We start from the raw sequence: 18790 nt of genomic DNA, 5'->3' as shown, positions 1-18790 counted from the left end.
GACTCGACCTTTGGCACCTTTGCGTCCTCAGTCGTCGAGCGGGGGCCACGCCACCAGCCAATCGGAAGTACGGGAAGAGATGTCCGCACCCAATAAGTCGTACGACCCTGTTGAGGTCGAGGCGCTGAAACCGGAAGAGATCGAGCGCATGCGGGACGAGGCGCTCGCCGCCTTCGACGCCGCGGCGGATCTCGACGCGCTCACCCACGCGAAGACCGCGCACACCGGCCCCACCTCGCCGCTCTCGCTCGCCAACCGTGAGATCGGCGCCCTGCCGCCGGCCGCCAAGGCCGAGGCCGGCAAGCGCGTCGGTATGGCGCGCGGCGCCGTGAACAAGGCCCTCGCCGCCCGACTCGCCGCCCTGGAGGCCGAGCGCGACGAGCGCGTACTGGTCGAGGAGGCGGTGGACGTCACGCTGCCGTACGACCGTGTACCGGCCGGCGCCCGGCACCCGCTGACCACGTTCATGGAGCGCGTCTCGGACGTCTTCGTGGCCATGGGGTACGAGGTCGCCGAGGGCCCCGAGGTCGAGGCGGAGTGGTTCAACTTCGACGCCCTCAACTTCGTGCCCGACCACCCGGCGCGCCAGATGCAGGACACCTTCTTCGTACAGGGCGCAGACGGGTCGAAGTCCGACGAGTCCGGTGTCGTGCTGCGTACGCACACCTCTCCCGTCCAGGCCCGCGCGTTGCTCGACCGAGAGCCGCCCGTGTACGTCGTCTGTCCCGGCCGCGTGTACCGCACGGACGAGCTCGACGCCACGCACACCCCGGTCTTCCACCAGATCGAGCTTCTCGCCATCGACGAGGGCCTCACCATGGCCGACCTCAAGGGCACCCTCGACCACATGGTCCAGGCGCTCTTCGGCGAGGGCATGAAGACCCGGCTGCGCCCGAACTACTTCCCGTTCACCGAGCCGTCCGCCGAGATGGACATGGTCTGCTACGTCTGCCGCGGCGAGTCCGTCGGCAACCCGGACCGTCCCTGCCGCACCTGCGGCAGCGAGGGCTGGATCGAGCTGGGCGGCTGCGGCATGGTCAACCCGAAGGTGCTCACCGCCTGCGGCGTCGACCCCGAGAAGTACAGCGGATTCGCCTTCGGATTCGGCATCGAGCGGATGATCATGTTCCGCCACAACGTAGAAGACATGCGAGACATGGTCGAGGGTGACGTCCGGTTCACTCGGCCCTTCGGGATGGAGATCTGATGCGGGTCCCGCTTTCCTGGCTGCGGGAGTACGTCGATCTCCCCGCCACCGAGACCGGCCGTGACGTACAGGCCAAGCTCGTTTCCGCCGGCCTTGAGGTCGAGACGGTCGAGCAGCTCGGCGCCGGCCTCAAGGGCCCCCTGGTCGTCGGCAAGGTCCTCACCATCGAGGAACTGACCGAGTTCAAGAAGCCGATCCGCTTCTGCACCGTCGACGTCGGCATGGCCAACGGCACCGGTGAGCCGCAGGAGATCGTCTGCGGCGCCCGTAACTTCGACGTCGGCGACAAGGTCGTCGTGGTCCTGCCCGGCGCCGTCCTGCCCGGCGACTTCGCGATCGCCGCGCGCCAGACGTACGGCAAGACCTCGCACGGCATGATCTGCTCCGGCGACGAGCTGGGCATGGGCGACGACGGCAGCAACGGCATCATCGTGCTGCCGCCCGAGTACGAGGTCGGCACCGACGCCATCGAGCTGCTCGAGCTCGTCGACGAGGTCCTCGACATCGCCGTCACGCCCGACCGCGGTTACTGCCTCTCCATGCGCGGCGTCGCCCGCGAGGTCGCCACCGCGTACGGGCTGCCGCTGCGCGACCCCGCGCTGCTCGACGTACCCGCCCCGAACTCGTACGGCTACCTCGTGAAGGTCGCCGACCCGCATGGCTGCGACCGCTTCACCGCGCGTACGGTCGTCGGCCTGGAGCCCGAGGCCCGCTCCCCGATCTGGCTGCGGCGCAGGCTGCAGAAGGCCGGGATGCGGACCGTCTCGCTCGCGGTCGACGTCACCAACTACGTGATGCTGGAGCTCGGTCAGCCGCTGCACGCGTACGACCGGTCCCGCATCGACGGGCCGATCGGTGTGCGCCGGGCCGAGCCGGGCGAGAAGTTCACGACGCTCGACGGCACCAAGCGCGTCCTCGACCCCGAGGACCTGGTGATCACCGACAACCGCGGTCCGATCGGTCTCGCGGGTGTCATGGGCGGCGCCAACACCGAGATCGCCGACTCCACCACCGACGCCGAGACCGGCCAGGTGCACGGGACCACCGAGGTCGTCATCGAGGCGGCGCACTTCGACGCGCTCTCCATCGCCCGTACGGCGCGCCGGCACAAGCTCTCGTCCGAGGCGTCCAAGCGCTTCGAACGCGGCACCGACCCGCAGACCACCTCCGCGGCCGCCCAGCGGACCGTCGACCTGCTGGTGCTGCTCGCGGGCGGCACCGCCGAGGCCGGCGTCACCGAGGTCATCGCACCCTCCGCGCCCCGCACGATCTCGATGCCCGCGAACCACCCCGACCGGGTGGCGGGTGTCGACTACGGCCGCGAGACCGTCGTACGCCGCCTCCAGGAGGTCGGCTGCGACGTGTACGGGCAGGACGAGCTGGTCGTGACGGTGCCGTCCTGGCGTCCCGACCTGTCCTTCCCGAACGACCTGGCCGAAGAGGTCATCCGGCTGGAGGGCTACGAGAACCTGCCCTCCACCCTGCCGACGCCGCCCTCGGGCCGCGGGCTCACCGACCGGCAGCGGCTGCACCGCCGCCTCGGCCGTGCGCTGGCGGGCGCCGGTTACGTCGAGGCGCTGAGCTACCCGTTCATCGGCGAGGCCGTCCTCGACCAGCTCGGCCTGGCCGCCGACGACGACCGCCGCCACACGGTCAAGCTCGTCAACCCGCTCTCCGACGAGGAGCCGGCGCTGCGCACCACGCTGCTGCCCGGCCTCCTCGGCGCGCTGCGCCGCAACGACGGCCGCGGCTCGCACGACCTGGCACTCTTCGAGACCGGTCTCGTCTTCCGGCCCACGGGTGAAGAGCACGAGGCCGCTCGGCTGCCCGTCGACCGCCGGCCCACCGACGAGGAGATCGCCGGTCTCAACGCCACGCTGCCGCGTCAGCCGCGCCGCGCCGCCGTCGTCCTCGCGGGCGCCCGCGAGCAGGCCGGCTGGTGGGGCAAGGGCCGTCCGGGCACCTGGGCGGACGCCGTCGAGGCCGCTCGTACGCTCGCCCGCGAGGCCGGTGTCGAGCTGATCGTGCGCGCCGACCAGCACGCGCCGTGGCACCCCGGCCGCTGCGCCGCGCTGTACGTCACCGTGAACGGCGAGGAGACCCTCGTCGGGCACGCCGGTGAGCTGCACCCGCGCGTCATCAAGGCGCTCCACCTGCCGGAACGCACCTGCGCGATGGAGGTCGAGACCGACCTGCTGGAGCAGGCCGGTACCGGACCACTGAAGGCTCCGCGGATCTCCACCTTCCCGGTGGCGACCCAGGACGTCGCGCTGGTAGTCGACGAGGGCGTGCCCTCGGTGGACGTCGAGGCGGCGCTGCGCGAAGGAGCCGGTGAACTCCTCGAATCGCTGCGGCTGTTCGACGTCTTCACGGGTGAGCAGCTCGGCGCGGGCAAGAAGTCGCTCGCGTACGCGCTGCGCTTCCGCGCCGCCGACCGCACGCTGACCGTCGAGGAGGCCACGGCCGCCCGCGACGCCGCCGTCGCGCTCGCCGGCGAGCGCACGGGCGCGGTGCTGCGCGGGGCGTAACACCTGGTGAAGCGGTAGTACTGAGGGGCGTGTCCGGAGTTACGGATGCGCCCCTCACTCATTCGGGTGAGAAGTGGGGGTGGGGTGCGCGAACAGGGACGGACGGTCGGCACAATCATTCCGGCCGACGAGGGCCGGCGTCGTACAGACAGCGTCGTACAGGGCCTAGGGGGCCGTCGGGATGATCCGTACAGAGACCTGGCGGAGCGTACGCCGCGCATGCGTCCCGTACGCGCGGCGCGCCCTCGTCTTCGGACTGCCCGCCGTCTGGCTCGTCGCCGCGACCGTCTGGGAGCTGACCTGCCCGTTCGCGTCGCATGAGGGGATGGCGCCCCGCTTTGTCACGTGCGCGGCCTTCCTCGCGCTGGTCGCCTACCTGCTGACCGGCGTCCGGCTCGGCCTCGTACGGGAGTTGCGCCGGGCCCGTGAGGTCGCGCGCGCCGCCCAGCAGGTGCTGCTGCGGCCGCTGCCGCCCCGGCTCGACGGGCTGGCCCTCGCGGCGGGGCAGCTGTCCGCGAGCCCCGGGGCGACGGTCGGCGGCGATCTGTACGAGGCCGTCGCCACCGTGCACGGGGTGCGGGTCGTCATCGGTGACGTACGGGGGCACGGTCTCGCCGCCATCGGGACGGTCGCCGCGCTGCTCGGCAGCTTCCGCGAGGCCGCGCACGACGAGGCCGAACTGGCGGGCGTCATGCGGCGGCTGGAGCGGGCGCTGCAACGGCACCTGCGGGAGCGGGCGCGGTCCGAGCACCCGTCGGTGAGCGGCGCGGACCCGGACAATCCGGTGGCCGAGGAATTCGTCACCGTACTGCTGCTGGAAATCCACGAGGACGGCGAGGTACTGGCGCTCAACTGCGGCCACCCGTGGCCCTACCGGCTGCGCAGGACCGCCGAACAGCTCGCGGGCGGCGACCCGATGCCGCCGCTCGGCATGTTTCCACTGCCCGCCGACTTGTCCGTACACCGCTGTACGCGCCTGCTTCCCGGCGACGCGCTCGTTCTGCACACCGACGGGGCGGAGGACGCCCGGAACGCCGCCGGGGCGTTCTTCTGCCTCCAGCGGGCGCTCACCGAGGCCGCCGCACTGGGCTCGCCGGTATCGCCGGCCGTGGTGGTGCAGCGCGTCCACACGGCGCTGCTGCGGCACACGGGCGGGCGGCTCGCCGACGACGTCGCCCTGCTGGTCGTGCGCAACGACCGCAGGCGCATGCCGGCGCAGCCCGGGGATCAGGGGCTGCGCCGTTCGCGCGCGGAATCCTCCAATCGGTGACCGGCCGTCGCTCCGGTACCCGCCGGAACAGCTCCGTCCGCCCTGCCGCGGAGTGTCGGGCAGACCGGCAGGGCGGACGGTGCGGGATCGGGCCGCCGCACTGTACGAGGGGGAGCCGGCGGCCCGGCCGCCTCTTTTAGGAGGCGGTTGAGAGTCAATCGGATGCGGGTGTGGTACGGCAGAGTACGCGGGGCACGAACGCGGGCACTTGGTTCACACCCCGTGTGAAAGCACCCCTACTACGATTGGCCCCACCGAGCCACCGGAGAGGCCCATGCAGCCGAATACCCTGCTCGACGCTCTGCTCGACGAGGCGGGCATCTCCAACGCCGGCCTCGCCGCCCATGTGAACCAGGCGGGCAGCGCGAGAGGTCTGGCGCTGAGGTACGAACACACCGCCGTCGCCCGGTGGTTGAAGGGCCAGCGCCCGCGCGGCCAGGTGCCCGACCTGATCTGCGAGGTCCTCGCGGCCCGGCTGCACCGGCCGATAACGCTGGACGACATCGGGTTCGGCATGCCGGGTGAGGAAGCCATGCCGCACGGCTCCCCGCTGACCGGCTTCGTGGAGCGGGCCACCGCGCTGTGGCGTTCCGACGAGCAGCAGCGGCCGCACATCCTCGGCGCGCCGGCTGTGACCGGGACTCCGGCGGTGATGCCCGTATGGGAGTGGGAGAACCCGCCGGAGGACGCGGACGTGTCGCGCAAGGGGCAGACGCGCGTCAGCGTCGCCGACATACAGATGCTGCGGGCGGCCAGAGCGCACTACGAGCTGATGTACCGGAAGGCCGGCGGCATCGCGACCCGGTCGCGCATCGTGGGCTTCCTCAACGCCGAGACCGCGCCTTTGCTGAGGGGCAGTTACTCCAACGCCATGGGACGCCACCTGCACCGCGCCACGGGGGGGCTGGTGGCGGTGGCCGGCATCTGCGCGTACGACTCGGACGCGCAGGGACTCGCTCAGCGGTACTTCCACCAGGCTCTGCGGCTCGCGAAGGCCAGCGGGGACCGGGGACTTGGCGCGTACATCATCGCGCTGCTCGTCAACCAGTCGCTGTTCATGGCCGAATACCGGCAGGCGGTGGCCTTCGCGGAGGCGGCGCTGCGCACGGCGGGCAAGCAGATCACGCCGGCGCTGGCCGCCGATCTGCACGCGATGCAGGCCAAGGCGTACGCCCATCTCGGTGACGGCAAGGGCGCGTTGTCGTGCATCCGGCGTGCGGAGAGCGAGGCCGAGCGCATCAGACCGGGCAGCGAACCGGACGAGACCGGCTACGTCCAGCCCGGCCTGGTGAACGTGCAGGTGGCCGAGGCGCTGCTGAGCCTGGGTGATCTGCCTGCCGCGCGCGAGCACGCGGACGCGGCGGTCGGTTCTCCCGCGCACGACAGGGGCCGGGTGCACCGGCTCGCCATGCTCACCCACATCGAGCTGCGGCAGGGCATGGCCGACCGGGCGGTGGAGATCGCGACGGAGATGGCGCAGCGGGCCCAGGGGATGGAGTCGCAGCGGCTGCGCGACCGGTTGCGGGCGGTGCGCGAGCATCTGGTGGGAAGCGGGTGCTCCGGTGCCGAAGAGGCGGCCGAACTGATCGACGGGGCTCTGCGCGTTCCGCTGTGACCGTGATCCTGCTGCGATGTTGCCATCTACTTGTCGGAAGGTGGCAAAACAGTGCAGTGGACGAACTTAAGCGAACAGGCTGTGTACGAGAACCGTTGGTTCCGGATCAACCTCGCGGACGTCGAACTCCCCGACGGCCGGCACCTCGACCACTTCGTCATACGACTGCGTCCGGTGGCCGTGGCGACGGCGGTCAACGAGGCCAACGAGGTGCTGTTGCTCTGGAGGCACCGCTTCATCACCGACAGCTGGGGCTGGGAACTCGCCGCCGGAGTCGTCGAGGACGGGGAGGACATCGAGAGCGCCGCGGCGCGGGAGATGGAGGAGGAGACCGGCTGGCGGCCCGGGCCGCTGCGCCATCTGCTCACCGTCGAGCCGTCCAACGGCCTCACCGACGCCCGGCACCACCTCTACTGGGCCGAGGAAGCGACGTACACCGGCCATCCCGAGGACGACTTCGAGTCCTCGCGGCGCGAGTGGGTCCCGCTCAAACTCGTCCCCGACATGGTGGCCAGGGGCGAAGTCCCGGCCGCCAACATGGCGGCCGGGCTGCTGATGCTTCACCACCTGCGCCTCGGCTAGAGCGCCGGCGTTCCTAGCGGCCGAGGGCCTGCCAGAGGGTCACCGCGAGAGCCCCTGCCGCGGTGAGTGCCGAGATGGTGGGCAGCGGCCAGCGGTGGTGCTCCAGGGCCGTCACACGCGCGGCCAGGTCGGCCAGGTCGCTGTCGGCCTGGTCGCCCCGGTGGGCCAGCAGCGCCAGATTTCCGTCGATCCTGGTGAGCCCCACGTCGAGGCGGCGACGTAACTCGGCGTACTCCTCGACGACCACGGTCTGATCGGTGTCGATACTCACGGTCCGCTCCTTCTGTCGGCAAGGCCGCCCGGCGGCCTTGTGCATGTGGCACTGAGCCAACTCGCCCTGTGCCCATGGCGGGAGCGTGTGTGCGGGGCATATGCGTGTACGCCCCGCACACTCCGTGCGAATCAGGAGTAGGGATAGAACCCGGAGCCCGTCTTGCGCCCGAGCCTTCCCGCGTCCACCATGCGCTGCAGCAGCGGCGGAGCGGCGTACAGCGGCTCCTTGAACTCGTCGTACATCGAGTCGGCGACCGAGGCGACCGTGTCCAGGCCGATCAGGTCCGCGAGCTTGAGCGGGCCCATCGGGTGGGCGCAGCCCATCTCCATGCCGTTGTCGATGTCCTCGCGGCTGGCGATGCCTGACTCGAACATCCGGATCGCCGAGAGGAGGTACGGGATGAGGAGCGCGTTGACCACGAAGCCCGAGCGGTCCTGGGCGCGGATCGGGTGCTTGCCGAGCACGTTCTGCACCACGGCCTCGGAGCGCTTGATGGTCTCCTCGGAGGTGGTCAGCGCCGGGATCAGCTCGACGAGCTTCTGCACCGGGGCCGGGTTGAAGAAGTGGATGCCGATGACCTGGTCCGGGCGGGAGGTCGCGACGGCCAGCTTCACCAGCGGGATCGAGGAGGTGTTGGAGGCGAGAATCGCGTCCTGGCGGGTCACCACCTGGTCGAGGACCTGGAAGATCTCGGTCTTGATCGACTCGTTCTCGACGACCGCCTCGATCACGAGGTCGCGGTCCGCGAACTCGCCGAGGTCGGTCGTGAAGCTGAGGCGGCCGAGTGTCTCGTCCCGCTCCTCATCGGTGATCTTGCCGCGCTCGGCGGCCTTCGAGAGGGAGTTGTAGAGCCGGGTGCGGCCGATCTCCAGGGCCTCGCCCGTGGTCTCGGCGACCTTCACCTCGAGGCCGCTGCGGGCACACACCTCGGCAATGCCTGCGCCCATCTGGCCGCAGCCCACTACTCCGACGCGCTGCACATCCGCCATGGAGTCCGTCACATCGTGCCTTTCGCTGATCAATAGTTCGGCAGGCATCCGGCCGTGCCGGTGCCCGCCTCGGCCCCCGACGTTACTCCGGACCCACGTGTGCGTGAGGGGCCGGGGCGGGCATGCTCTGCGGATACGACGGGACGTATGCACCTAGTAAGGGGCGACATATGGGTCAGATCGGTCGAAGAGGGTTGTTGGCGGCAGCGGCCGGGGCGCTGTCCGTGCTCGCGGTCACCGGGGACGCGGCGGCCACCGCCCGCCGCCGGGCGCCGAAGCGCGAGCTGCGGGGGATGTGGCTGGCGAGCGTCGCCAACCGCGACTGGCCCTCCAGGGCCGGCCTGACCGCCGACGAGCAGAAGGCCGAGCTGCTGGCCCATCTGGACACGGCGGTACGGCGCAGGCTGAACGCGGTGATGTTCCAGGTACGGCCGACCGCCGACGCCCTGTGGCCCTCGCCGTACGAGCCCTGGTCGCAGTACCTCACCGGCGTACAGGGCAAGGATCCGGGCTGGGACCCGCTGGGGACGGCGGTGGAGGAGGCGCACCGGCGGGATCTTGAGCTGCACGCGTGGTTCAACCCGTACCGCGTGGCCAATCACACGGATCCGTCGCGGCTGGTCGCCTCGCATCCGGCGCGCGTGCACCGGGAGTGGGTCCTGCCGTACGGCGGGAAGCTCTACTACAACCCGGGGCTGCCGGAGGTCAGGAGCTTCGTGCAGGACGCGATGATGGACGCCGTACAGCGCTACGACATCGACGCCGTGCACTGGGACGACTACTTCTACCCGTATCCGGTGGCGGGGCAGGTCTTCGACGACGACGACGCGTACGCGCGCCACGGCGCCGGCTTCCCGGACCGGGCCGCCTGGCGGCGCGACAACACCGACCGGCTGGTGAGCGAGATGGCCGCCCGGATCAAGGCGGTCAAGAAGAAGGACAAGAAGGTCCGCTTCGGGATCAGCCCCTTCGGGGTGTGGCGCAACGCCGCGACCGACCCGCTCGGCTCACAGACCCGGGCCGGGGTGCAGACGTACGACGATCTGCACGCCGACACCAGGAAGTGGGTGAAGGAGGGCTGGATCGACTACATCGTGCCGCAGCTCTACTGGAACATCGGTTTCGCGGCGGCCGACTACGCCACGCTGCTGCCCTGGTGGGCCGACGTCGCACGCGGCACGAAGGTCGACCTGTACGCCGGCGAGGCCCTCTACAAGGCCGGTGACCCGGCGCAGCCCGCGGCCTGGCAGGATCCGGCGGAGCTCTCGCGCCATCTCACGCTCGGCAAGGATTACGCCGAGGTGCGGGGCCACGTCTTCTTCTCGGCGAAGGAGGTCGCGGCGGACCGCATCGGCGCGATGGACCGGGTAGTGGCGGACCACTACCCGGACAGAGTGGAACCACCCCGCTGACCCGGCGGTCGGTTCACTGCGGGGTTGGGGGTTCCGTCGGACTCTTGTGCTTTACGACGGAGTCCGGACCCGGCGACACCAGCGCTTCGTGTCCGTCGTCGAAGCGGACACGGAACGGCGGGTTGCCCTCGGACCCCAGCACCTCGACGATCTTCGCGACCTTGTCCTCGTGACCCACGGTCCTGCCGTGCACCAGCAGCTGGTCGCCCACGCTCGCTCGCATCGGAAGTGCCCTTCTTGAGGCCGGCTCTCTAGGTAAGGCCAGTCTATGACCGGGGGCCCGAGTTGGCGCTCGCGCTGCTGCGCCGTTCAGGTCCGCGCGCGCTGGGTGACCGCGATGCACACGAGTACGCCGACGGCCGCGAGCGGGGCGGCGGGGGACAGCTGCTCGCCGAGGAGGGCGACCGACCAGAACAGGGTCAGCAGCGGCTGGGCGAGCTGGATCTGGCTGGCCTTGGACACGCCGATTTCCGCCATGCCGCGGTACCAGACGACCAGGCCCAGGAACTGCGATCCGATCGCCACCCACAGGAGCCCCGCGACGCTGTGTGCCGTGAAGTGCACCGGCTCGAAGGCCAGCGCGACGGCGGCAGCCGGTACGGCGAGCGGCAGGCACATGACCAGCGCCCAGCCGATGACCTGCCAGCCGGCCATCTCGCGGGCCAGCCTGCCGCCCTCGGTGTAGCCGGCGGCGCAGACCAGCAGGGCGCCGAAGAGGTACAGATCGCCGGTGGACAGCGCACCGCCGCTCTCGCTCACCGTGAAGGCGATCACCACGGAGGCGCCGGCGAGGGCCGCCAGCCAGAACGCGCGCGACGGGCGGGCCCCGGTGCGCAGCGCCGACATGGCGGCGGTGGTCAGCGGCAGCAGCCCGACCACCACCGCGGCGTGCGAAGTGGTGGACGTCTGGAGAGCGAGCGTGGTCAGCATCGGGAAGCCGAGGACCACGCCACCGCCCACCACGGCGAGGCCCGCCCAGTGGCGGCGGGCCGGTACGGGTATCCGCAGGGCGAGCAGCGCGGCGCCGGCGACCAGGGCGGCGAGGACGCTGCGTACGGCTACCAGCGACCAGGGGCCGAAACCTTCGAGACCCCAGGCGGTGGCCGGGAAGGTGAGCGAGAAGGCGACGACACCGAGCGCGGCGAGGAGCGTTCCGCTGCGGGCCGCTCCGTTAGTGCCTACTGCTACTGCCGTGGTGTCGATAGCGCTATTCTGTACTGTCATGCACGAGCGTAGCAGTGTCGCGGAACTGGCCGATTCCCTCAGGCGTGAACTCAACCACTACTCTCCCGGTGGAAAGCTCCCGTCGAGCCGGATGCTCGTGGAGCGCTACCGGGTGAGTCCCGTGACAGTCGCGCGGGCCCTCGCCCAGCTCGCCGCCGAGGGGCTGGTCGTCACCCGGCCCGGCGCGGGCGCGTTCCGTACACAGCCGCGTCCGGACACGGCGGCGCCCGGCGACACCTCCTGGCAGGAGGTCGCGCTCAGTGCCAACGCCACCAGCGAACTCGTACCGCGCTCGGTCGACGCCTCCGGCGTCCTGGTCACCCTCGCCGCCCCGCCGCCCGGCGTCATCGAGTTCAACAGCGGCTACCTCCACGCCTCCCTCCAGCCGGAGCGCGCGATGGCAGCCGCGCTGGCGCGGGCCGGCCGGCGCCCCGGCGCCTGGGGCCGTCCCCCGATCGACGGCGTCTTCGAGCTGCGCGAATGGTTCGCCCGGGGCATCGGCGGGGCCATCACGGCCGCCGAGGTCCTGGTGGCCGCCGGCGGCCAGAGCGCGCTGACGACCGCCCTGCGCGCGCTGGCCCCGCCCGGCGCACCGGTGCTGGTCGAGTCGCCGACGTATCCCGGCATGCTGGCGATCGCCCGCGCGGCGGGACTGCGTCCGGTACCGGTGCCGGTCGACTCGGACGGCGTACGCCCCGAACTCCTCGCCGCGGCCTTCAAGGCCACTGGTGCGCGCGTCTTCGTCTGCCAGCCGCTCTTCCAGAACCCGACCGGGGCGGTGCTCTCGGCGGAGCGCCGCCCGGAGGTGTTGCGCATCGCGCGGGAGGCCGGGGCTTTCGTGATCGAGGACGACTTCGTGCGGCGGCTCGTCCACGACGACGCGGGGCCGCTGCCCCTGCCGCTCGCCACGGACGACCACGACGGTGTGGTCGTGCACGTCTGTTCCCTGACCAAGGCGACTTCGCCCAGCTTCCGGGTGTGCGCGCTGGCTGCGCGCGGGCCCGTGCTGGAACGGCTGCGGGCCATCCAGGTCGTCGAGAGCTTCTTCGTGCCGCGGCCCCTTCAGGAGGCGGCTGTCGAGCTGGTCGGCTCCCCGGCCTGGCCGCGCCACCTGCGCACGGTCGCCGCGGAGTTGAGGGGCCGCCGCGACACCCTCGCCGCCGCCCTGCGCCTCGACCTCCCCGAACTCGCCCTCCCGCACATCCCGGCGGGCGGCTACAACCTGTGGCTGCGCCTGCCGGACGGCGCGGACGAGAGCGCGGTGGTCTCGGCGGCCCTCCGGGCGGGCGTCGCGATCGCGCCGGGGCGCGCGTACTTCAGCGCGGAGCCGAGCGCGGGACACGTCCGGCTGAGCTTCGCCGGCGTGGCGGGCCCGGCCGAGATCACGGAGGGCGTACGGCGGCTGCGGGGCGCGTGCTCGGGGCTGCTGGCGGGCGGGTAGGCCCTGCGGGGGCCAGCTGGGGCGCTGCCCCGGGCCCCGCTCCAGCGGCTACCGCTTGACGGCGCGCAGCACGACGAACTTCGGGTCGCTCGCCACCAGTTCGCTGTTGCCGAAGATCCGCCGCAGCGTCACGTGGTAACCAAGGTGCCGGTTGCCGATGACCCACAGCTCCCCACCGGGACGCAGCGCATCGCGCGCCCCGCCGAACATCCGCCGCGCCGTAGCGTCCGTCGTCGCCTGATGGCTGTGGAACGGCGGATTGTTCAGCACGAGATCCACCGTCCCGTCCGGCACGCCCGACAGACCGTCGCCCACCTGAAACTCCGCCTTGCGGTCCGCCCCGGCGTTCGCCCGGAACGTGGCTTCCGCGGACGCCACCGCCTGGAACGACTCGTCGGTGAACACCACCTCCGCCTCGGGGTTGGCCAGCGCCGCCGCCAGCCCCACCACACCGTTGCCGCAGCCCAGGTCCACGACGCGCTCGGCGCCACGGCGCCGGGGGAGGTGGCGCAGGAAGAATCGCGTGCCGATGTCGAGTCGCTCGGCGCAGAAGATGCCCGCGTGGTTGGTGACCGTAAGACCGGACACCACACCGACGTCGGACGGCAGCGCATAGCTGTGCGGCCACGGGTCGCTGCCCCTGGCGAGCCCAGGGTCCGGCGTACAGAAGATGAGCCGCGCCTTCTTCTCCGCCAGCGACGTCCGCGTCGTACCGAGGATCCGCTCGAACAGCCTGAGCGTCGAGGTGTGGATCTCCTTGACCATCCCCGTGCCGACGACGACCGTGCCCGCGTGGACGTGCGGAGCGAGCCGGTGCAGCTGGTCCTCGAGGAGTGCGAGGCTCTTCGGCACCCTGATCAGCAGTACGTCGATCCGCTCCGGCGGGGCCTCCCGGGTGGAGAGCAGACGCACCGCCGACGTATCGATCCCATTGCGCTCCAGGTTCACCCGGGTCGCCTGCTGGGTGAGGAAGGAGTCGGTGATCTGCGTGGGACGGTGGGCGGCGAGCGCGGTGGCCAGGGCGCCCCAGCGGTCGCCCACCACGACGACGGTGCCGGACAGGTCCACGGGGGGAGCGTCGCCGGTTCCATCGCCGGTTCCGTCGCCGGATCCTTCGAGATGCCGCAGCAGATACTCGTCCGCCGCGTCCCAGGCGCGCAGCCTGTCGCGAGGATCCTCGGGGAAGCGAACGAGGTCGTACTCGCCCAGTGACGTCGTCAAATGGTTCATTGTGCCCTCAGGCTAGCCGAGCGCCCGTCCGCGCCTCACTCACGCCGGGACGGCGGCCTGGTGATCACACTGAAGGCGGTGCCGAACGGATCGGTGATCTCCGCGTACCGGCCGTACGGGAAGTCCGTCGGTTCACCGGCCGCGCCTCCCGCGGCGACCGCACGCTCCGCCACCGCGTCGGTGTCCGCGACCTCGAAGGTGGTCTGCCAGGCGGAGGCGGCGGCGGCGGGGTCGCCGAAGATGCCGCCGATCTCGTGACCGTCGGGCCGGCGCAGGAAGGTGAAGTCGAGGCCGGGGAGGTCGTCGTTGCCGTCGAGGGTGAAGCCGAAGAGCGCCGTGTAGAAGTCCCGCGCGGGGTCGGGGTCGGGCGTACTCAGATCGTTGCGGACCAGGGAGCCGGGTTCGTTCACGATCCGGCAGCCGGGGTGCGTGCGGCCCTGCCAGAGGCCGAACCGGGCACCCACCGGATCCACGGCGAGAGCCACGCGCCCCCGGTCCGCGATGTCCAGCGGAGCCTGCGTCAGGGTGCCGCCCGCGTCGACGACGCGCCTGGCGGTGGCGTCGCAGTCCTGGGTGGCGAAGTACATGCGCCAGAAACCGGGGGCCGGGTCCCGCTCGGAGGCCGGCCCGAAGCCGGCCACGGCCCGGCCGCGCAGCAGACACGTGGTGTAGCCGCCGGTCTCGGCGGTGGGGGCGGCGGTGTGGAAGTCCCAGCCGAACAGCGCGCGGTAGAACTCCGTCGCGCGGTCCAGGTCGGGGACGTCGAGGTCGATCCAAGTGGGCGTGGAGTCAGGCTGGTTGCTGTCGACGAGGCTCATCGCTGCTCCTGCTGTCCGGGGCTGGTACGTCGAGGCTAGGCCCGGTATAGGACAGCTTCTGGCCTACCTGGGGCGGTCAGGTGGACAGGGAGAAGACGGCGACGAAGAAGGCCACGTAGAGCAGCATGGCCGCGATCGCCCCGCCGACCACCACGAGGATCACCTTCATCACCGTCTCTATGGGCCGACGGGCGGGGCGGACGGGCCACGCGGGAACTCCGGGAGAACGCTCGTGCTCACTCATGGCGCCATTCTCTTGATCACGGCGGCGTTCCCGCAATCCGTAGAAGTACTCATGTATGGGCGGGCGATAGCCTGAGCCGCATGGATGAGCTCGACGGAGTGGAGATCGTCGCCTTCGCGGACGCCCGGGCGTTCGAGAGCTGGCTGGCCGGGCATCACACGCGCCACGAGGGTGTGTGGGTCAAGGTCGCCAAGAAGAAGTCCGGCATCGCGACGGTCACCAGCGACGAGTTGGTCGACATCGGTCTGTGCTACGGCTGGATCTCCGGGCAACGCCGGTCTCTCGACGAGCAGTACTACCTGCAGAAGTATGTGCCACGCCGGCCGGGAAGCCTGTGGTCGCAGGTGAACGTGGACAAGGTCGCGATCCTCGCGGCCACGGGGCGGATGCGTGAACCAGGGCTGGCCGAGGTGCGCAAGGCGCAGGGGGACGGGCGTTGGGCGGCGGCGTACGAGTCGCAGAAGACGGCGACGGTGCCACCCGACCTCGCGGCGGCGCTCGATGCGAACCCTGAGGCGAAGAAGGCGTTCGGGGCGTTCGACAAGACCGGGCGCTATCTGGTGATCCTGCCGCTGCTTCAGGCGCGCACGCCGGACAGCAGGCGGATCCGGCTCCAAAGAGCCCTGCACATGCTGGCGGACGGTGAGGGGCCCGGCTGAGTCAGCCGAGCATTCCGAGCACCATGTGGTACGCGACGAACAGGCAGAAGGCGGAGGCCACCGCCATCGAAACGAGCTTCGGGACGACGGCGGCCGAAGAGACCCGCGAGGCGGCCCGCGACGGCTTCTCGGGGTCGTACGTGACGTCGATGTCCGCAACGCTCAGCCGGCTCTTGTACTCGTGCTCCACGCCGTTCGCGTCGGTGTAGGCGTACAGCGTCGTCTTCTTGCTGTACTTGCCCACGGCCCGGGCGCGGACGGTGATACCCCGGCGTCGCACGACAACCCTGCGCAGCACCTCGTCGATCACGGCGTGGAGCAGGGCGCCGCCGAGGCCTCGGTGAAGGCGGCCGTGGCGGTGGCGTTGAGGCCGCTCAGGCGGTGGGTGGCGCCGTCGGTGAGGACGATCTCGTCGACGGCGAGGGTACTGCCGTCCTGGAGGATGGCGCTGCTGCCCCGGCCACGGAGGATCATCGATGAAGCCACGCCGGTATGACCACCGGACGGGGGCTCGGGTTGTACGGCGCCTCGCGCTCGGGGCACGGTCAGGTGGCCCAGGCTCCCTGTGCGGCGGCGCTGTGGGCGTAGTCGGAGAAGTCCCGGGGCGCCCGGCCGAGTACCTGGCGTACATCGTCGGTGAGCCGGGCGAGGCGGCCGGAACGCACCTGCTCGTACGGGCCGGCCAGCACCCGCACCCATTCCTCAGGCACGCCCTGCGCGCGCTGTTCGTCCGCGTACGCCTCCGTGGTCAACGGCACGTAACGGATGTCGCGGCCGGTGGCCCGGGCGATCTCCGCGACCGTGTCCGCGAAGGTCATCAGCCGGGGGCCGGTCAGTTCGTAGTGCCGCCCGGCGTGCCCGTCCTCGGTCAGGGCGGCGACCGCCACCTCGGCGATGTCCTCGGCGTCGATGAACCCCTCTTTGCCGTCTCCGGCAGGCACCCGTACCTCGCCGCTCAGGACGGGGTCACGCAAGAAGTCCTCGCTGAAGTTCTGGAAGAACCAGCGCAGCCGCAACACCGTCCAGTCCAGGCCCGCTTCGCCCAGCGCCCGCTCCGCGGCCAGGACGTGCTCGTCGTCCAGGCCCCCGGTCTCGGGCACGGACACCAGCACCGCCCGCCTCGCCCCGGCCGCCGCGGCCTGCCGCGTGAAGGCGGCGATGGCCTCCGCGGCCTGCGGGCCACCGAGGTCGGGCGCGACCAGATACACCGCCGCGACGCCCCGCAGCGCCGGCTCCCAGGTGGCGCGGTCCGTCCAGTCGAAACGCGTCGCACCCGAACGGGACGCCGCCCGCACCGGCACGCCCCGCTCCTGGAGCAGCCGCACCACCCGGCGGCCCGTCTTGCCCGTACCGCCTGTCACCAAAATCGTCTCGTCACTCATGCGCTCCAGCGAACCAGGCGCGACCTGCGACAGCCATGGCGAGCACGCTCGCTTCCATACGCATTCGTCTACATCATGGTTGGCCTGCAGGGCGGAGAAAGCGCCGCTGACCCCGGGGCGCCGCTTGACCTTGACACGGTGACAGGGCCTTCACTGCTTGCCAAGGAGGTGGTCTCGATGACGACCATGAGACAGGACACGGATGCGATACGAGCGTTCCAAGGGCTGGAGGACGGCCGTTCGTCCGTGCGACTGCGGGCTGCTCTGGCGGTCGGCACGACGACTGACCCGCGCTTCGTCGGCAAGCTCATCGAGCGATGCGCGATCGAGCCCGAGTTCCTCGTCCGCGACATGCTGACCTGGGCGCTCACCCGCCACCCGGTGTCCATGACGCTCCCCGCGCTGGTCCGCGAAGTCCGCTCGGAGCATGCGCAGGCACGGAGCCAGGCGCTGCACACGCTGTCCAAGATCGGGGACCGGCAGGCGTGGCCGGCGATCACACGGGCGCTGTTGTCCGACGACGACGAGGTGGCGCGGAGCGCCTGGCGGGCCGCGGTCGTGCTCGTACCGGAAGGCGAGGAGTCCGCACTGGCCGCGGTGCTGGCGACGCAGCTCGGGCGCGGTGAGCGGGAGACGCAGCTGAGTCTCAGCCGGGCACTGGTCGCGCTGGGTGAGGCGATTGTGCCCGCTCTGCGTGCCGCGACGACGGCCCCTGAACCGCGCGTGCGCGCGCACGCGCTCGCCACACAACGGCTGCTGCGCGAGCCGGACGCCGGATTCGAGTTCGCGATCGAGGCGGCCAAGCGCGTCGTGGCCCTCGGCGGGTCCGGCCGGGAGGGACGATAGGACGTGTTGATCGGTGAGGTGGCGCGACGGTCCGGGGTCAGCGCCCGCATGCTCCGGCACTACGAATCGCTAGGCCTGGTGCGGCCTTCCGGTCGTACGGGCTCCGGTTATCGGGAGTACTCCGGCGAGGACATCCGTCGGATCTTCCATATCGAGAGCCTGCGGTCGCTGGGGCTGTCGCTGCGTGAGATCGGGCGCGCGCTCGACGATCCCGGCTTCACGCCCTCGGCGCTCGTCGGCGACCTCATCCGCCAGACACGCGAACGCATCGCGGCCGAGACCGAGCTGCTCACGCGGCTGCGCCGGATCGATGCCACGGAACCGGCAGGCTGGGAGGACGTCCTCCAGGTTGTCGCGCTCCTCCAGGCACTGGGGTCGAAGAGCGCCGACGCGCGCCAGCGCGCGGCCCTTTCCTCGGTCGGCGAGGTTCCGGTGCCGGTGGAGGCCCTGGTCGAGGCGGCACTGAGCGAGACGGAGCCGAACGTCGCCGGAGCCCTTCGCTGGGCGCTGTCGCGATCGGGCGACGGCGGCCCGGCACTGCTGGCGGAGGGCCTGGGCTCACCGGTGGCCGCGGTGCGGAAACGTGCTGTTCAGTCCCTCGCCGAGATGCCCGGTGGTGAGGCTGCCGCGCAGCTGCGGGACGCTCTCGCGAACCCCGACGTCGTGGTCCGCGGGTATGCGGCTCTGGCGCTCGGGACACGTGGAGTGGCCGAAGCGGTCCCGACGCTCATCGACATGATCGTGGAGGGAAGAAACGATACCGATGCGGCCGATGCACTGAGCGTGCTGGCGAGCGACACCGCGACGGCGGATCAGCTCGCGACCAGGCTCGTCGACCGCCTCGCCCACAACGCCACCAAAGCCCCTGCGCGCGGACGACTGACCCAGGCATTGGCGGCCGTCCCGGGGACGACGGCGTCACGTGCCCTCGTGGAGTTGTCGCATGACGAGGACCGTGCCGTTGCGCTGACTGCGACGTACCTTCTTCAGCTACGCGACGCACGGTGACGTACCTCTCGACGAGGTCACGGTGGTCCACTTCCAGGTGTTCCAGAGCGCTCTATCTGGC

The 18790-nt window shown here is 71.1% G+C and carries 20 protein-coding genes; 10 read left to right on the top strand and 10 right to left on the bottom strand.

The features are described 5' to 3' along the window. Positions 1-79 precede the first annotated feature (79 nt). The 5 genes from pheS to J7E96_RS16980 all read left to right on the top strand — a co-directional run bounded on the left by pheS (position 80) and on the right by J7E96_RS16980 (position 7202). A complete protein-coding gene (gene pheS / locus J7E96_RS17000; protein WP_215132423.1) occupies positions 80-1207 on the top strand; it encodes a phenylalanine--tRNA ligase subunit alpha in 1128 nt (375 codons plus the stop codon). Beyond that, on the top strand, positions 1207-3735 hold the full coding sequence (pheT, locus tag J7E96_RS16995) for a phenylalanine--tRNA ligase subunit beta (RefSeq protein ID WP_215132422.1): 2529 nt from the start codon (positions 1207-1209) through the stop codon (positions 3733-3735). Before pheS ends, pheT begins: the two co-directional genes overlap by 1 nt. 181 nt (positions 3736-3916) lie before the next feature. After that, positions 3917-5005, top strand: a complete 1089-nt coding sequence (locus J7E96_RS16990) for a PP2C family protein-serine/threonine phosphatase (protein ID WP_215132420.1) — start codon at positions 3917-3919, stop codon at positions 5003-5005. 274 nt (positions 5006-5279) lie between these two features. Then, on the top strand, positions 5280-6620 hold the full coding sequence (locus J7E96_RS16985) for a transcriptional regulator (protein ID WP_215132418.1): 1341 nt from the start codon (positions 5280-5282) through the stop codon (positions 6618-6620). Positions 6621-6671: 51 nt separating this feature from the next. Then, positions 6672-7202, top strand: coding sequence for an NUDIX hydrolase (locus J7E96_RS16980; RefSeq protein ID WP_215132416.1), 531 nt, complete (start codon positions 6672-6674; stop codon positions 7200-7202). Between the two features lie 13 nt (positions 7203-7215). On the opposite strand, the gene J7E96_RS16975 is transcribed toward J7E96_RS16980, so the two are convergent. Together J7E96_RS16975 and J7E96_RS16970 are read right to left on the bottom strand one after the other, a co-directional pair. Further along, a complete protein-coding gene (locus J7E96_RS16975) occupies positions 7216-7473 on the bottom strand; it encodes a hypothetical protein (RefSeq protein ID WP_215132414.1) in 258 nt (85 codons plus the stop codon). 131 nt (positions 7474-7604) lie between these two features. Next, positions 7605-8465, bottom strand: coding sequence for a 3-hydroxybutyryl-CoA dehydrogenase (locus tag J7E96_RS16970; protein ID WP_215132412.1), 861 nt, complete (start codon positions 8463-8465; stop codon positions 7605-7607). Positions 8466-8635: 170 nt separating this feature from the next. On the opposite strand from J7E96_RS16970, the gene J7E96_RS16965 reads away from it, so the two are divergent. Beyond that, positions 8636-9877, top strand: a complete 1242-nt coding sequence (locus J7E96_RS16965) for a glycoside hydrolase family 10 protein (protein ID WP_215132411.1) — start codon at positions 8636-8638, stop codon at positions 9875-9877. Positions 9878-9890: 13 nt separating this feature from the next. Here the strand turns inward: J7E96_RS16965 and J7E96_RS16960 are convergent, their stop codons facing one another. Both J7E96_RS16960 and J7E96_RS16955 read right to left on the bottom strand, forming a co-directional pair. Further along, positions 9891-10100, bottom strand: a complete 210-nt coding sequence (locus J7E96_RS16960; protein ID WP_215132409.1) for a DUF1918 domain-containing protein — start codon at positions 10098-10100, stop codon at positions 9891-9893. Positions 10101-10186: 86 nt separating this feature from the next. Continuing rightward, positions 10187-11101, bottom strand: coding sequence for a DMT family transporter (locus tag J7E96_RS16955; RefSeq protein WP_215132407.1), 915 nt, complete (start codon positions 11099-11101; stop codon positions 10187-10189). Between J7E96_RS16955 and J7E96_RS16950 the strand changes: the two genes are divergently transcribed. Next, positions 11100-12542, top strand: coding sequence for a PLP-dependent aminotransferase family protein (locus J7E96_RS16950; RefSeq protein ID WP_215132404.1), 1443 nt, complete (start codon positions 11100-11102; stop codon positions 12540-12542). The two genes, J7E96_RS16955 and J7E96_RS16950, sit on opposite strands and share 2 nt — an antisense overlap. Positions 12543-12590: 48 nt before the next feature. Here J7E96_RS16950 and J7E96_RS16945 read toward each other — a convergent pair whose 3' ends face one another. The 3 genes from J7E96_RS16945 to J7E96_RS16935 all read right to left on the bottom strand — a co-directional run bounded on the left by J7E96_RS16945 (position 12591) and on the right by J7E96_RS16935 (position 14834). Further along, a complete protein-coding gene (locus J7E96_RS16945; RefSeq protein ID WP_215132399.1) occupies positions 12591-13772 on the bottom strand; it encodes a methyltransferase in 1182 nt (393 codons plus the stop codon). Positions 13773-13807: 35 nt separating this feature from the next. Further along, complete coding sequence (locus J7E96_RS16940) at positions 13808-14590, bottom strand: VOC family protein (RefSeq protein WP_215132393.1); 783 nt, start codon at positions 14588-14590, stop codon at positions 13808-13810. Positions 14591-14666: 76 nt separating this feature from the next. Continuing rightward, positions 14667-14834, bottom strand: a complete 168-nt coding sequence (locus tag J7E96_RS16935) for a hypothetical protein (protein ID WP_215132388.1) — start codon at positions 14832-14834, stop codon at positions 14667-14669. Between the two features lie 80 nt (positions 14835-14914). Between J7E96_RS16935 and J7E96_RS16930 the strand changes: the two genes are divergently transcribed. Beyond that, on the top strand, positions 14915-15493 hold the full coding sequence (locus tag J7E96_RS16930; protein ID WP_215132384.1) for a YdeI family protein: 579 nt from the start codon (positions 14915-14917) through the stop codon (positions 15491-15493). A gap of 1 nt (position 15494) precedes the next feature. Here J7E96_RS16930 and J7E96_RS16925 read toward each other — a convergent pair whose 3' ends face one another. From J7E96_RS16925 to J7E96_RS16915, 3 genes are read right to left on the bottom strand one after another with little or no spacing between them, the layout of a single operon-like run. Beyond that, a complete protein-coding gene (locus J7E96_RS16925; RefSeq protein WP_215132379.1) occupies positions 15495-15803 on the bottom strand; it encodes a hypothetical protein in 309 nt (102 codons plus the stop codon). Beyond that, the gene (locus tag J7E96_RS16920; protein ID WP_215132374.1) at positions 15800-15979 is read right to left on the bottom strand and encodes a hypothetical protein; all 180 of its coding nucleotides are present in this window, start codon (positions 15977-15979) and stop codon (positions 15800-15802) included. Before J7E96_RS16920 ends, J7E96_RS16925 begins: the two co-directional genes overlap by 4 nt. Before the next feature lie 59 nt (positions 15980-16038). Then, entirely contained in the window at positions 16039-16875 is an 837-nt protein-coding gene (locus J7E96_RS16915; RefSeq protein WP_215132370.1) for an NAD(P)H-binding protein, read from the bottom strand. Positions 16876-17052: 177 nt separating this feature from the next. Here J7E96_RS16915 and J7E96_RS16910 point away from each other — a divergent pair, with 177 nt between their 5' ends. Further along, the gene (locus tag J7E96_RS16910) at positions 17053-17721 is read left to right on the top strand and encodes a HEAT repeat domain-containing protein (protein ID WP_215132369.1); all 669 of its coding nucleotides are present in this window, start codon (positions 17053-17055) and stop codon (positions 17719-17721) included. 3 nt (positions 17722-17724) lie between these two features. Further along, positions 17725-18729: a MerR family transcriptional regulator gene (locus J7E96_RS16905; RefSeq protein WP_215132365.1), complete on the top strand. Its 1005-nt coding sequence runs from the start codon at positions 17725-17727 to the stop codon at positions 18727-18729. Positions 18730-18790 lie beyond the last annotated feature (61 nt).

The sequence above is a fragment of the Streptomyces sp. ISL-96 genome, assembly GCF_018614035.1.
In the GTDB taxonomy this organism is placed as follows: Bacteria; Actinomycetota; Actinomycetes; order Streptomycetales; family Streptomycetaceae; genus Streptomyces.
This window is presented reverse-complemented; position numbering and strand designations above follow the sequence as displayed.

Excerpts from the sequence above, each read along its gene's own strand:
- pheS (WP_215132423.1), top strand. The coding sequence starts at position 80 with ATGTCCGCACCCAATAAGTCGTACGACCCTGTTGAGGTCGAGGCGCTG.
- pheT (WP_215132422.1), top strand. The coding sequence starts at position 1,207 with ATGCGGGTCCCGCTTTCCTGGCTGCGGGAGTACGTCGATCTCCCCGCC.
- J7E96_RS16990 (WP_215132420.1), top strand. The coding sequence starts at position 3,917 with ATGATCCGTACAGAGACCTGGCGGAGCGTACGCCGCGCATGCGTCCCG.
- J7E96_RS16985 (WP_215132418.1), top strand. The coding sequence starts at position 5,280 with ATGCAGCCGAATACCCTGCTCGACGCTCTGCTCGACGAGGCGGGCATC.
- J7E96_RS16970 (WP_215132412.1), bottom strand. The coding sequence starts at position 8,465 with ATGGCGGATGTGCAGCGCGTCGGAGTAGTGGGCTGCGGCCAGATGGGC.
- J7E96_RS16965 (WP_215132411.1), top strand. The coding sequence starts at position 8,636 with ATGGGTCAGATCGGTCGAAGAGGGTTGTTGGCGGCAGCGGCCGGGGCG.
- J7E96_RS16960 (WP_215132409.1), bottom strand. The coding sequence starts at position 10,100 with ATGCGAGCGAGCGTGGGCGACCAGCTGCTGGTGCACGGCAGGACCGTG.
- J7E96_RS16950 (WP_215132404.1), top strand. The coding sequence starts at position 11,100 with ATGCACGAGCGTAGCAGTGTCGCGGAACTGGCCGATTCCCTCAGGCGT.
- J7E96_RS16955 (WP_215132407.1), bottom strand. The coding sequence starts at position 11,101 with ATGACAGTACAGAATAGCGCTATCGACACCACGGCAGTAGCAGTAGGC.
- J7E96_RS16945 (WP_215132399.1), bottom strand. The coding sequence starts at position 13,772 with ATGAACCATTTGACGACGTCACTGGGCGAGTACGACCTCGTTCGCTTC.
- J7E96_RS16940 (WP_215132393.1), bottom strand. The coding sequence starts at position 14,590 with ATGAGCCTCGTCGACAGCAACCAGCCTGACTCCACGCCCACTTGGATC.
- J7E96_RS16935 (WP_215132388.1), bottom strand. The coding sequence starts at position 14,834 with ATGAGTGAGCACGAGCGTTCTCCCGGAGTTCCCGCGTGGCCCGTCCGC.
- J7E96_RS16930 (WP_215132384.1), top strand. The coding sequence starts at position 14,915 with ATGGATGAGCTCGACGGAGTGGAGATCGTCGCCTTCGCGGACGCCCGG.
- J7E96_RS16915 (WP_215132370.1), bottom strand. The coding sequence starts at position 16,875 with ATGAGTGACGAGACGATTTTGGTGACAGGCGGTACGGGCAAGACGGGC.
- J7E96_RS16910 (WP_215132369.1), top strand. The coding sequence starts at position 17,053 with ATGACGACCATGAGACAGGACACGGATGCGATACGAGCGTTCCAAGGG.